The organism is Hyperthermus butylicus DSM 5456 (assembly GCF_000015145.1).
Taxonomy (GTDB): Archaea; Thermoproteota; Thermoprotei_A; order Sulfolobales; family Pyrodictiaceae; genus Hyperthermus; species Hyperthermus butylicus.
Map to the genome: position 1 here is coordinate 855516 of NC_008818.1, position 13043 is coordinate 868558.

Here is a 13043-nt window from a genome sequence, read left to right on the forward strand (position 1 = left end):
ACTTCACTTCATTAGGAAAAGGATATCCCAGGACTAGAGTTCACAATGTTTACATGTGCTATTCTCTGTTAGCTCTACTACTACCTCGTCACCATTTGTCTCTGTTTGTTTAGTCTCGAATAGCTCTGTTGCGCGCTTGTCTTTTTCTAGCTCGGATAGCTTCATACGCTTTTTGAGGTGTATCATCCTCATGGCTTTACGGTCTTTCTGCTGGCTAGGCTGCCATGCCTTCCCCCTTATAGGTGATTGTGGTATCTCTTTATGTTCGCCGCCAAAGTAGATTACTTGGACTCCCTTGCTCTCGTCGCGATACACTGTTACTCCCTTGAGGCCTCCTAGCCATGCCACGAGGTATGCTGTGTAAACCTCGTCTTTTGTAGCATCCTTTCTCAAGTTTATGGTCTTGCTTATTGCTTGATCTACGTAGAGCTGGGCTGCTATCTGGTGTGCTAGGTGGTACCATAGGTCAAAATCCATACTCATTGTGAAGAGCCTAGCTAGCTTCTCTACCTCTGCAAGGAAGCCATTCATTATACCCATTTGTATAAGCTTCTCTCTTACCTCCCCTAGGGCCCAGCGTAAACTACCCTTATGCCTGCCTATAGTCTCGTAGACCACTTTTACAGCATCTAGTGGCACATTGTATCTCCTTGCAGCCTCCAAGAGCTTCTCGCGGAAAGGCTTCACGACCTCCAGGAACTCACCTATTGCTACTACACGCCTATATACGAGGGCGAAGTACGGTTCTATGCCACTACTGGTACCAGCTATGATGCTTATCGTGCCTGTAGGTGCAACTGTTGTCATAACAGTGTTTCTCGGCGCCCTGGCCCCAAGGCTCCTACCGTAAGCTTTCAATACCTTCCAGGCCGCCTCGGGATTATAGACTGCAAGCGCTAGTAGCAGCTTGGGGCTATTGACAACTATGACTGGACTGCTCCGGAGAGCCCTCTCATAATCCTCCCTCGTAACTCCGAAGACCTCGCGGAGCACCTTCTCCACAGCTTCCCAGCGCACTAGCTTGACCGTACCGTTAGGCTCTATGCGGCTTTTAGCTTCGCCTACAAGTCTTTCCAGCATATCCTCGGGTATCTCAACTGCGTGATAGCATACTTTGAGCCAGCCATCCTCTACACGGGAGATCCTAGAGGCCTTTAGTAGTGCCGGCGTGTGCAGCTCCACTAGCTCCTCTGGCTCAGCCTTCTCCACGCATCTCATACTCTTCCAGTCGTACCTCCTACACTCGAATGCAGGGGCATGGCCTAGCTTGGCGCCTAGCTCCCAGCTACGCTTCCAGCTATACACCTCCAATGCTGCCATGACTATGAGTGTAAATGCTACTGCCTCCTCGCTATCGTAGGGATAGCCTAGCTTTGCAAGAGCATCGGCTAGGCCCATTATGCCTAGGCCTATCTTCCTAGTAAACTTGTTTGCAACTGTCTGCCTCGGGTCAGGGTGCTTGTTAAAGTCTATTACGGCATCCATGGAGTCAACAGCTAGTTGTATGTCGCTCATAAACTGGGCCAGGTCAAACTTTCCATCGGAGATGTACTTGTCTATGCTCATGCTGCCAAGATTGCATGACTCGAAGGGGTATAGGGGCTGCTCGCCGCATGGATTGGTGGCATAGACTGCTCCTAGCCATGGTGTTGGGTTCCACTTGTTGTGGTTGTCTGGGAAGAATAGGCCGGGGTCTCCGCTTGCCCAAGCGTTCTCGACTATCTTCTCCCAAAGCTTGCGCGCAGGATACTTCCAGGCATATGGATTCTTTTGTTCCGGACTAGTTTCCCAACCTGTGTATCTTGCTTGCTCTTTGAGCGCCTCCAATGCTTTTGTCTTTGCCTCCTCTAGAACGTCTTCAAAGATGTTTAGGTACGGGTTTTCTAGTAGCCAAGGATACCTCTCCAATAGCTCTCCAAGTCTACCCAGGCCGGTTGCCCTTGAAACACTATAGTGTAGCCGGTAGACCCCGTCGCCGCTATCGCTGTAGCGGGGGTTTACCATCCACCAGTCTTCGCCCCGGAGTATTGCCTGCATGAATGCATCGTTTGCTGCTACACTTATGTTGAAGTTTGTAAGGTTAGCATCCTGCAATGGCGGCTCTTTGGCTTGTATAAAGCCGGCATCTTCAACTGTTTCCCAACCCTCCTCACTAAGCCTCATTACTATCTCTTTGTAGACCGGGTCTATCTCATAGCCCTCCCTCTCTAGATGCTCGATTAACCGTTTAGTCGTGTCTATCAATGCCTTCAGCTGTGGCGGGAGCATGTTGCGGAGGGCATGCCAGGGATTGAAGTGAGGGTTATATATGTCAGGATGCCAGGCATGCATTATGCCCATGTTTGCTCCGCGCCGCTTACCACCCTGCTTCACAGTCTCAGTAACCATGTCGTAGATTTGCATGAAGCTTAGTGGACCGGAGGCTTGGCCACCAGTACTCCTCACAATATCCCATCTTGGTCTTAGCTCGCTAAAGCTGAAGCCTTGACCCCCACCCCACTTGAACGTCATAGCCTGTACAGTGGCAGCATCCATAATGGCTTTCATGTCGTCATATACCGGTGTTACATAGCATGCTGAAAGAGTACCATAGGCACCATCAACATACATGTTGAATAGGGTAGGAGAGTTAAACATGAACTTGCGAGCTATAAGTAAACGGTAAAGCTTGACTGGGTCAACCCTCGTGGAGAACCCCCATGCAACTCTAGCCATAACCATTGAAGGTGTTTCCATCGGTACTCCATACTCGTTACGTACCATGTATCTTGCTAGAAGGACTCGTATAGCATTGTATGTGAAGCCCTTGTCCTCGGGGCAAATTTCATCCTTTTCAACACATTCCGGTAATCCTACCAGCCTGCCGCCATTGGGGGCAAGCTCACGATATGCCTTACGGACAAATGCATAGATTTCGCGTAGTAGCAGCTCCTTTGCCTTCTCTTCGGCCTCTGGCTTGTATAGACTTTCCCTTATCAGCTCAAGTTGTTCTCGGTCGCTACTAGTCATTAGCACTGCGGACCCCTAAGAGTAGGATCTATCCGCCGCCCTTTCGCTACCTGGTTAATGACGCGAGAGTAGTACCTTATGAGTATAAGGCCTAGCTGATAGCTGCCACCATATACCCCAATATCAACACGTGATGCTTAGCTAGGGCTTGTCTGCAGGCTTAGCGGTAATATCCGTGATACCTCCAGTTCACATTTGGGAGTTATGCTGCCTGTCAGGCCTGACTGAAGTGAGGCTAGGTAATGCTTATAGCTGGTAATACTTTGGGATTGAGTTACGCTATGTAGATTATGATCTTGTCGTAGGGCTCTTCTTCGAAGTATACCTTACGTTTTGCCTGCATATAGAGCATCAAATCTCTCGATGTTATAACGAAGTAGTCGTAAAGAAAACTTGCTGGAGTTATTACCGTAAGGTAATGCTCAAACTCAAGGTCCGTGTAGATTACCTCAAAATTTCCAACATAATTTCGGCCGACGATGTCTACACGTGGAGGGCTTAGCGGCTTTAGCTCGTCTGCAAACCCTATGAATACTGTGCGGCGGTTACGATCCTCCACATTGCGCTTGTATGTATAGCCTCCCTCTACGATTACACTGCGGGGCTCAAAGTATAGTGTCATGTTTTCACCACGTATCGTCATAGTATCTCCGGCTACGACGAGTCCAAGTGCGCCACCATTCCAGCGTATGTAGTAGCTTGCACGTCTTGTCAACCGTGCACACCTAGGGTTTCATGGCTGTAGCGGTAGGAGTTAAAGACTGTCCCTCCCTGTGAACCTTGTGAGCAAGCTACTCTTCATCGCCCAGCGGGACTTCGAGGAGTTTTTGTAGCTCGGCTGCTAGCATTTTTGCTGCAACAGACTGTGGAAGCGCTGTATCCTCTTTGCGTAGCTGTGTTGGCGCTTTGACCCGCATGCCTACACCGTCGCGTATCTCTATCTCGTGCATCCGTAGGCTGTGTTCGGTCTGTCTCATCTTCTCGATTATAACGTATCTCCGGAGCTCTCCTCTCACTACGGCTTTGCGAAATCTTATAATGCCATCAGCTACGTGTTCTATGCCGAAGCCAAAGCCTAGACTTGTTGTTACAGCATACTGGCTTGTTAGTAGTGCTGTGAAGTCCCAGCGCGCCAGTATCCTCTTAACATAGTAGCTGTATCTCCTGGCCATTGCTGGCTTGTCGAGCCAGAAGGCCGACATGGAGTCTATTACTAGGCGTGCCCTGCCATAGCCTAGGTAGCGTTTAGCCTCTATGATCTTGTTTACAAGCGTCTCCACATCTAGCTCGGTTAGGGACCATGGATCGTCGTGTCGTCCCATAAGCGCGTCTATTATGACTAGCTTTCCATCATCTATCGCCTTCTCGAAGTCAAAACCGAACATTGCCGCTTGCTTTATTATACTTTCCCTTGTCTCCTCCGTTGTCACATATATGTTCTTGTCTCCCTGCCTAATACCTTCGGCTATGAAGTGTATTGAGAATATCGTCTTGCCCGTACCCGGCTCTCCCACAACAGCTACAAAGAAGCCCCGAGGGATACCTCCCTGTATCAGCTTATCAAATCCTGGCACGCCAGTCGGCAATCTCTCTATAGATGGCTTGGTCGAAGCCATAGGTTCTACCGCACCCAGATACGTTTAGTTGTACTTGTTTCCGCCCTAATTTCCCCTTGGGACTAGTCACAGTTTATGGTGTAAGGTATGCGCAGAACCCGGTAGGTGTACATGCTTCGAGTCTTGAGAGCCGCAGATTTTTACTCTCTAGCTCACGTTGCAGACACCGATAGAGGTCAACAAGCATTATCTCCGCTGAGGCATCCTTTAATCCAAGTACATCGTTTAACTTTTTATGATCATACCGCGAGAGGCATCCCTCCAGAACCCTGCTAAGCCAAAAGTAGTCAACCACGACATTTCCTTGACCAAGGCTACCTTCAACACAGACCGTTACGCGATAGTCGTGGCCATGAAGCGACGCTGACTTACCACCTAGACTCTGAAGCTGAAGGGCAAGGGAGACCCAGGAGGAGGCACAGACGCCTAGCTTTACACCGCACAATACCCCGGCCACCCCAGCATTCGCAAGCCCTCTGTGCTTGTTTAGGCCTTGCAACCTCCAAGGCTTTAAGACGAGTGTTCATCCAGACCGTTCCCAGCGGTGGCGCCTCTCCATGGCTCTACCAGGCATCTATGCTGCTTTAACGCTCCTCGGCAGAGTTGATGATGTGCAAGTGCAGCCGGCTGGTGTGGATCTCCGTGTTGGAGAGATACACCGCTTCTTGTCCGAAGGAATGTTGGCTCCCAAGCGTGTGCTGCCAGAGACCGAGCCCGTTGAAGCTAGGGATGGCTTCTGGTTTTTGGAGCCGGGCTTCTACAAGGTTGTCTTTGCCGATGCTGTCTACGTGCCACCCAGTGCTGTGGGTATCTGTCTCCCACGTAGTAGTCTCCTCAGGATGGGAGCCACGCTGTCTTGCGCTGTATGGGATCCAGGGTATATGGGACGCGGTGAAGCACTGCTTATAGTTGGTAATCCTCACGGTATCAGAATAGCTGTCGGAGAGAGGATTGCACAGATGCTATATATCCGTGTTGAGCCGCCACCAGCTAGCCTCTATGCTGGATTCTATCAAGGGGAAAGGCTGGGTACACGCTAGTGTTTTATTAGCTGGCTCCCCGGTGAAGCGGAATGGGTGGTACATGTAATGGTGCTTGAACGCCTTGAGGAAGCTGCAGCTACCCTCGACTCTATAGCCTCCAGTATCCGGCGCGGTATACGGCCCGCAGAGACGATAGCTGAGAATAGGGCTAACACTGCAATATACACTATATCCGAGGCCTTCGAGGAGCTGGCTCTAGCGCTGCGTAGGCTCAAATGTATAGCTGACGCTAAGGGCATCAAGGACTCTTCTGTAGTCGGGCTCTGTACTACCTGGAGGCTTTACGAGTCCGACGGTGGCCTCGTACTGTTGAGGATTAAGCCAGAGACCGTAATAGCGATACGGGATGGACATGTAACGTTCCACCGGGACGTCTACAAGCTAGAAGCTGAGGGCGCCACGGTAAAGCTCTGCAAGTGGAACTACTGCAAGACCATTAATCCGCTCGACAGGGAAAAGATCATGAAGGAGCTGCCCCAGATATTCTACCTGCTGCGTAGCATCTCAAACATGGTTCGGAAGACTGCTGAAAGCATACAGCTCTGCGCTCGCCGGGAGGCAGCGGAATGCGCGAGGCTCTAGGCCCAGTCGAGGCATGGCTCATCAGAACTAGGTACACCATAGGCTTTGTGAAGGGGTGTTTTCATCCCCTCCCAAGACTCTTCTATGTACCCCGCATCGTGGAAGGCTCAAAAACATGGAGGGAACCCTGGCGCCTAGCCCTTAAAGATCCCGATGTCATGGTTGGGTCTGAGCCCTGCCTTGGAGGCAGAGCTGTCCCCACAGCGGATCCACTCCATGTGAAGATGGTCTCCCCCGTAGATGCTGTCAGGAGCCTGACTGTCTGCGAGAGGCCACTATGTAGGGCTGCTCTCGAGCTGCTAGAGTACCTTGAGAGCGGGGGCGCTGACTATGTAGGAGTTACTGGCGGACTCGCCTACAACCCCGACTCTGCCAGCGACATAGACCTTGTTGTCTACGGCGCGAAGAACACTGAAAAGGCATACCGTATCCTCGAAGAGCTTAGGGCTGAGGGTGTAACAGCCCCTCTCCACGGCCTCGGCCATGGATGGACACATGATGACTGGGTACTCCACCAGAAGCTCGCCCCTCAGCGGCTGCTAATGGGTCTCTTCAGAGGCTATGAGTATAATGTGAGACTTGTAGACTGCACAACCCCGGCTCCCTGTAAGCCGCTAATAGTTCGCGGGCGGCTCCGGGTTACCGGCAGAATAATCGGTGGAAGTCCTACTACAACCCCCGCCATCTACATTCTATCCCTATTCAAACCGGTGCAGTGCGGCAAGGTCCTAGCAAGAGTGTTGCATGTCGAGACTTTCAGACTTAGGTACACAGAGATACCAGTGAAAGCTGTTATTGAGGCTTGGGGCGTCCTCGAGGAACGTGAGCCTGGCTTCTGTGTACTTGTGCCAGACTGGAGAGGGGGAATAAAGCTGGTCAGCGGCCTTAGCACCGTGTTGCACGGAAGCCTGGAGGCCTAACCCGTATTACGTCGGGATTTACAAGGTTTGGTGGTATCTTTCCGTCGCGGAAGGCGAGCAGGTTCTCTAGAACCGCACAAGTCATTGCTTGTCTTGCTTCTCGTGTAGCACTACCAATGTGCGGGGTTAGAACCACATTCTTAAGGCTTGTGAGAGGATGGTCTGGTGGTAGTGGCTCTTCCTCAAACACGTCGAGACCCGCGCCAGCTATCCAGCCCTCCCGGAGGGCGCGTATGAGCGCATTGGTGTCTATGACTGCCCCTCGCGCCGTATTTATCAGTATAGCCGTTGGCTTCATGAGTCTTAGCTCTCGCTCCCCGATCATCCCCCGGGTCTCAGGGGTTAATGGCACATGTATCGTTACTATGTCGGCCCTTTTCAACAGCTCCTCGAGGGACACATACTCGGCGTTCAGCTCTCTTTCCACATGCTGTGGCGCACGCCTCCTACTATAGTAGAGCACCTTCATGTTGAATGCGCGAGCACCAATCCTGGCTACAGCTCTGCCAATTCTCCCAAACCCTATTACACCGAGGGTTTTGCCGTAAAGCTCCATGCCAAGCATTAGCTCTGGATGCCAGCCAGTGCGCCCACGGTACCACTCGCCACTCCGGACATAGCTGTCTGCCTCCACTATGCGACGCGCAACAGCGAATATGAGAGCCCATGTGAGCTCAGCTGTCGCCTCTGTAAGCACGTCCGGGGTATTAGTTACGTACACTCCGAGCCTAGTAGCACACTCCACGTCAATGTTGTCGTAGCCCACAGCGTACTGGGATACTATGCTAAGCCTACCACGAGTACCAGCCTCGAGAACGGCACAGTCTATACGGTCTGTAACAACGATACAATACCATCAACCTCGCCAGCCTTTCGACTAGAACCTCGTGAGGTGGATGATGCCACTCCGGCCAGACTTCAGCATTAAATTCTGAAAGCAACCTTTCAAAGCAAGGGCCCGGCAGTCTACGTGTAATAAAAAGCTTTGCCTTCAACATCAGCACCCCACATTCTGCAGAAAGAGACCTCCGAACAACAAAAATCCTACACACTCCTTTAAGAACATAATCTTCTCTTCCTTAGCGCCCGGGTACAGACCGTACACATAGACTCCATGGAAGGGTATAGAGCAAAGGGGCAGAGTAGCCTCTTGGGATGGTTTTGGACGTGCCCAACAGCTAGTCTATCACATACAAATCATATCAAATTATGCTATATAGGATGGGTACGAGCAGTAGTAAAGTTATGGAGAAAAACAGACTGGTTTGTGTGGGTTAGAGGAGACCACGTAGCTTCATAGCCTCAATTACACGCTTTACTGCTAAGGCGTAGGCAGCATCCCTCATTGGATGCTTCTGTGTGTCGAACTCCTTGTGCCAGAAGTCCCAGACTGCTAATGTGTTGTGGACCATCTTGTTTTCTAGTGCCCTCTTGGCCTCCTCCTCTGTTATCCAGCCACCCATCCTGTTGTTGACCCACTCAATGTGGCTCATTATTACACCACCAGCATTGGCTAGAATGTCCGGTATTACTATGATGCCGCGCTGTGCAAGGATCTTGTCGGCTTCCGCTGTGGTTGGGCCGTTGGCTGCCTCGGCAATTATCTTAGCCTTGATCCTCGAAGCGTTCTCCTCGGTTATCACATTCTCGATTGCTGCGGGTACTAGTATGTCTACATCTAGCTCTAATAGCTCCTCATTAGTTATCTTCCTCTCTGCCTTCTCATAGTTGATTACCGAGCCGGTCTTGCTCTTAACCTCCTTAACCTCGTCTGGGTTGAGGCCCTTGCTGCTGTAAATGCCGCCCTTGCTGTCGCTTACAGCTACTATTATCGCGCCCATCTCGTGGAGGAACTTAGCCGCGTAGTAGCCAGCATTGCCATAGCCTTGTACAGCCACCCTCTTGCCCTCAACGCTGCCCCAAACTTTCTTGGCAACCTCTCTAGCAGCAACAGCTGTACCGAAACCTGTGGCTATTACACGGGTCTCGAGGCCGCCTAGTATCTTTGGCTTGCCAGTTATGACGCCAAAGTGGTGCTGACCAGTCACTCTGTAGTACTCGTCCATCATCCAGGCCATTATCTGTGGGTTTGTATAGACATCTGGTGCTGGTATGTCGTGGTCTGGGCCAATGTACTTGTATATCATCCTTATGTAGCCACGGGATAGCTGCTCAAGCTCGCGTGCCGAGAGCTTGTGCGGGTCTACGCGAATGCCACCTTTACCACCGCCATATGGTAGGCCCGCCAACGCGTTCTTCCAGGTCATCATCATGCTTAGAGCTATTACCTCCTCCTTGGTAGTCTCTGGGTGGTAACGTATACCGCCCTTGTATGGGCCTAGAGCGCTATTGTGCTGGCTCCTCCAACCAATAAAGACCTTAACTGTACCATCATCCATACGTACGGGGATCTTAACCTGGATAACCCTCTCAGGATGCCTTAGAGCCTCATAAACATCCTCGCCGTAACCTAGAAGCTCGACAACCGCACGGTGTAGGATCTTCTCGGCCTCTTCGAGGAGGCGGCGGGAGTCTGTAGCCATGATTGAGCCCCCGCTGCTCCAGTTTGTATAGACAGTTCTCTGAGCTATTTATCGTGCACGTTCTCTTTTCACAGTGTTTATTTAGAGGGAGCGATTCAATGATAAACGTAGTATACGGTTGGTCATCCCAACAATTTTAGTTTTAGTCTGCTCCAACATCCACTCGTCACAACCGCTAGCTACATGAGCCACAGCAGGGGTTAGTAAGATTACCGTACGCTGCTATGATATGTTCTGCGGTGGATTCATGACTCGGCCTAGGAGGGAGCGCGGCAGGGAAACAGGACACCCTGGCGTTGAGGGTACTATAGTGATTCTGGATCTCGACAAATTTGGCGAGGTTGTAGCCGAGAGGGGGTGGAGTGAGTACGAACCTAACCCGGCAACGGGGTTGCTGACGAACCTTGTTGAGAGGTTTGCCCGGAAATGGCAGGCTGTCGTTATATATGGGCTCGACGAGGAGAGGGGGACTGAGGAGGCTGTACTCGAGATACCCTACGTGGAGCCAGAGGAGGTTAGGGAGGACCTAGAGGCTATAAGGAGGGAGGTTAACCGGCTCGGAGTAGGCGTGACTATTGTCGCAGTGAAGGGCATTGTTACGGGACAGCCAGCTATGGATAGGAGGGAGGCCTACTATGGCACACCATTTAGGAGGTATGCGAGAAGCCTACTTGAGAAGCTTAAGCGCCGTGGCGGAAACGCCGTGTTCATCGGCTAGTAGTCGATAGCTGCTCGTATGCTTGTAGGCTCTGTTGTGGGTAGCACGTTAGCTTCAAACTCTACCCTTACAGTCTTCTCTTCCCGTCTTCCAGCCACCACGCCTTCGTAAAGTATCCTTCTCAGCTCCTCCTCGATTTCGGCCTCTTCGAGCTTCATGTAGTGTTTTGCTAGCTCGTATAGCCTCGCAAAGGGCCTACTTGCACCATTGTATCCAAGCCTGTTGTTTGCAACCTCAACAAGCATCCACGCGTTGAAGAGGGCTCTGGCCTCGAAACTTTCAACAAGCATTTCATGGGTTAAATTGAGATGCTTTGAAGCCTTTTCCAACAATGCATGGTAAATCTTTATTTCTTCACCCTTCAGCTTGGCTGGACCGAAACGCACCTGCTGCTTGCTAATATGTCTCTCGCCAGCACCTGGAATGATTATCTTACCATAGCCCGCCTTGTGCCGCCAAGTCTGTGTATCACCGCTATCCACTCCTATCAGTTTAAGCAGGGGGATTACTGCCGCTGATGCGATGCCTAGCGCGTGAAGCTTACCCCTCCAGAGCTTACGCATCAAAATAAGAAACAAGAGGGCCTTGAGCCTGGAGAATTTGCCGGCCCGCTGCATAAAGTATGGTATTAGCCCTCCCACAGCCGCTATACACGCGTTAGACGTGTACTCCACGAGCTGTATGCGAAGTGACTCGCCAATAGCCAGGTGGAAGACCGGTATAAGGCGCCCCTCCTCAACCTTGCCACGAAGCATCGACTTTAGAGTCATGAACGTACTAACGGTCTTAGCTATCTTCAACGCTCTAATATCATCACTATCCCGTGGCGATGGAGGGTAGTCGAGGCTCACATAGTAGTCCGCATCTATTTCACGGTAGATCTTTGCTATCCTGTACGCTCCTGGATCAATACCCTCTCGGAGGAACTGGTAACCACCACTATCAAGCCACAGCTCAACGTCATCTGTTAACCCTAAAAGCTTACGTAGACCTCGGCCCCTCATGCTGCTCAGCTTCCGGCTCTTGAGGATGCTATACGCGTTAACCATGACACCGCGGATTGGAAGTATACGCCACGGGTATATCGTTGTCTCAATCGGCGTTCCCAGGATCAGCTTAAAACCGTTACCAGCCATGATGCCGCGCCACTGATGTTAATACCCTTGATGTAGGGACTAAAGGTGTTATCCAAGAGCGGGAAACCAGATACATAAACACATGTTGAAGCATACTCCTATATTAGCCTTGACCCCCTACAACAATATGGGGTGTGAGGAAGCTCGAAAGGGCTGAAGCCCCCAGGAGCATAACTCCTGGGGGAGCTGTGAAGACCCGCGCAGCACCGACCCCATAACCTCCTGACGGCTGTGATGAAGTTACGCACTCGGGGAGCCCACGCTATGACCGAGTCCACCTCGCTGATGCCGCTTTAGCCGGAGTAATGCTACACATGTAACTAATCCCGCAGCCCTCTACACGGACTAGCAGCTGGTCTTCAGCTGTCTCCACGGACAGGCTAGGCGTTGAGCAGCCAGGCTTAGCGATGACCGGAACTACAGTTCTCCCATACCGCACCTCGATAACTACTATACCTCTTAGCCCAGCCCCAGTGTAAGCCGCATAGGTTTCAAGAAGCAGGTTTCTAGCAGCCCTAAAGCCAGCTAGAAACCCAACCCATGCATGAGCTATTGCTAGGCAAGATAGCCTAACCATTGTCTCAACAGGCTCGCCGTACGGGTCTATTGAGATTGCCCAACCCATCTCCACATCTTCAGTGCTAACATTGTAGCGGGCCTCCCTAATCAAGGCACTACACCGTTCTAGGGCTCGTAGTATATCCTGGGTTTTAGGCCGAGCTTCTCTAGTGCGTGTAGCCTACGCTTAACACTTGGGTATAGAACCATGTACTCAACCTCTAAACCCTCCACGACCTCAGCACCTGCGAACTCTGCAATTCTCGAGACAAAGTTTGCCCAACACCGTTCATTCCCGAATGAAGCGAAGACAGCTACGTGGAAGTCTACACCACAATCTGCAAGGTTTTTCACAGCGTAGAGCTGATAGTTAAAGGCCTCTGGCTTTGCGGCTGTGAGCTTGCTAAATAGCTCCGCACTACAAGCCTTTATGGAGACTCTCACATGGAGATTACGGTACTCCGCTAACTGGCATGCCTTCGACCGATCATAGCCTAGTATAATACCATTCGTTTCAAGGACGAAGATTAGGCCGCGCTCCCTCGAGAAGTAGTCTAGCAGTTCTGTTAGGTGGCTCCATCCTATTGTCGGCTCGCCGCCGGAGAGCCTTACGATTCTATATCCCCTACTCCTAGCGATACCGCGCAGCCTACGGTAGGCCTCGTGAGCAGTAACCCAGAAACCTATTGTAGGGTCATCTCTAGCTCTTCCGGACCAGCAAAAGACGCAGCGAAGGTTGCAGCCAACCACATCGCCTACTGCACTGCCGCCGTAGAACCTACTGCCCCTAAACCTAGAGTACTTGCGCTTGCTATTCTCAGCAACTCTCTTCTCTAATTCCAATCCAAGCTTTACCGGGTCAAACCCCCTAATCCTCACGGCGCCATACTCCTCTATGCTACCAGTATAACTTTCTAA

Annotated in this window: 12 protein-coding genes and 1 pseudogene; 4 read left to right on the forward strand and 9 right to left on the reverse strand. The window is 51.3% G+C overall.

Annotation, left to right across the window (positions count from 1 at the left end):
- Positions 1 to 33: 33 nt before the first annotated feature.
- The 4 genes from HBUT_RS04490 to HBUT_RS04505 all read right to left on the reverse strand — a co-directional run bounded on the left by HBUT_RS04490 (position 34) and on the right by HBUT_RS04505 (position 5070).
- The gene (locus tag HBUT_RS04490) at positions 34 to 3009 is read right to left on the reverse strand and encodes an adenosylcobalamin-dependent ribonucleoside-diphosphate reductase (protein WP_011822023.1); all 2976 of its coding nucleotides are present in this window, start codon (positions 3007 to 3009) and stop codon (positions 34 to 36) included.
- Between the two features lie 274 nt (positions 3010 to 3283).
- Complete coding sequence (locus tag HBUT_RS04495; protein ID WP_011822024.1) at positions 3284 to 3724, reverse strand: hypothetical protein; 441 nt, start codon at positions 3722 to 3724, stop codon at positions 3284 to 3286.
- A 76-nt stretch (positions 3725 to 3800) separates the two neighbouring features.
- Positions 3801 to 4625: a KaiC domain-containing protein gene (locus HBUT_RS04500; protein ID WP_011822025.1), complete on the reverse strand. Its 825-nt coding sequence runs from the start codon at positions 4623 to 4625 to the stop codon at positions 3801 to 3803.
- A 73-nt stretch (positions 4626 to 4698) separates the two neighbouring features.
- Positions 4699 to 5070 carry a 6-pyruvoyl trahydropterin synthase family protein gene (locus tag HBUT_RS04505; protein WP_048061471.1) on the reverse strand — a complete coding sequence of 124 codons (372 nt, stop codon included), beginning with the start codon at positions 5068 to 5070 and terminating at the stop codon, positions 4699 to 4701.
- 112 nt (positions 5071 to 5182) lie between these two features.
- Here HBUT_RS04505 and HBUT_RS04510 point away from each other — a divergent pair, with 112 nt between their 5' ends.
- Genes HBUT_RS04510 through HBUT_RS04520 form a run of 3 tightly spaced genes read left to right on the forward strand, consistent with a single transcriptional unit; the run spans position 5183 to position 7170 of the window.
- A complete protein-coding gene (locus HBUT_RS04510) occupies positions 5183 to 5665 on the forward strand; it encodes a deoxyuridine 5'-triphosphate nucleotidohydrolase (RefSeq protein ID WP_011822026.1) in 483 nt (160 codons plus the stop codon).
- Between the two features lie 48 nt (positions 5666 to 5713).
- Positions 5714 to 6250, forward strand: coding sequence for a hypothetical protein (locus HBUT_RS04515; protein WP_011822027.1), 537 nt, complete (start codon positions 5714 to 5716; stop codon positions 6248 to 6250).
- The gene (locus HBUT_RS04520; RefSeq protein ID WP_011822028.1) at positions 6235 to 7170 is read left to right on the forward strand and encodes a hypothetical protein; all 936 of its coding nucleotides are present in this window, start codon (positions 6235 to 6237) and stop codon (positions 7168 to 7170) included. Before HBUT_RS04515 ends, HBUT_RS04520 begins: the two co-directional genes overlap by 16 nt.
- Here HBUT_RS04520 and gyaR read toward each other — a convergent pair.
- Positions 7136 to 8165, reverse strand: a pseudogene (gene gyaR, locus HBUT_RS04525) (glyoxylate reductase). The gene HBUT_RS04520 and the pseudogene gyaR sit on opposite strands and share 35 nt — an antisense overlap.
- A 279-nt stretch (positions 8166 to 8444) precedes the next feature.
- The gene (locus HBUT_RS04530) at positions 8445 to 9713 is read right to left on the reverse strand and encodes a Glu/Leu/Phe/Val family dehydrogenase (protein ID WP_011822030.1); all 1269 of its coding nucleotides are present in this window, start codon (positions 9711 to 9713) and stop codon (positions 8445 to 8447) included.
- A gap of 247 nt (positions 9714 to 9960) precedes the next feature.
- Between HBUT_RS04530 and HBUT_RS04535 the strand changes: the two genes are divergently transcribed.
- Positions 9961 to 10431, forward strand: coding sequence for a hypothetical protein (locus HBUT_RS04535; RefSeq protein WP_011822031.1), 471 nt, complete (start codon positions 9961 to 9963; stop codon positions 10429 to 10431).
- Here the strand turns inward: HBUT_RS04535 and HBUT_RS04540 are convergent.
- From HBUT_RS04540 to HBUT_RS04550, 3 genes are all read right to left on the reverse strand, one after another.
- A complete protein-coding gene (locus HBUT_RS04540) occupies positions 10428 to 11567 on the reverse strand; it encodes a tRNA guanosine transglycosylase family protein (RefSeq protein WP_011822032.1) in 1140 nt (379 codons plus the stop codon). The two genes, HBUT_RS04535 and HBUT_RS04540, sit on opposite strands and share 4 nt — an antisense overlap.
- A 262-nt stretch (positions 11568 to 11829) precedes the next feature.
- Positions 11830 to 12237: a hypothetical protein gene (locus HBUT_RS04545; protein WP_011822033.1), complete on the reverse strand. Its 408-nt coding sequence runs from the start codon at positions 12235 to 12237 to the stop codon at positions 11830 to 11832.
- A 14-nt stretch (positions 12238 to 12251) separates the two neighbouring features.
- Positions 12252 to 13004, reverse strand: coding sequence for a radical SAM protein (locus HBUT_RS04550; protein WP_011822034.1), 753 nt, complete (start codon positions 13002 to 13004; stop codon positions 12252 to 12254).
- Positions 13005 to 13043 lie beyond the last annotated feature (39 nt).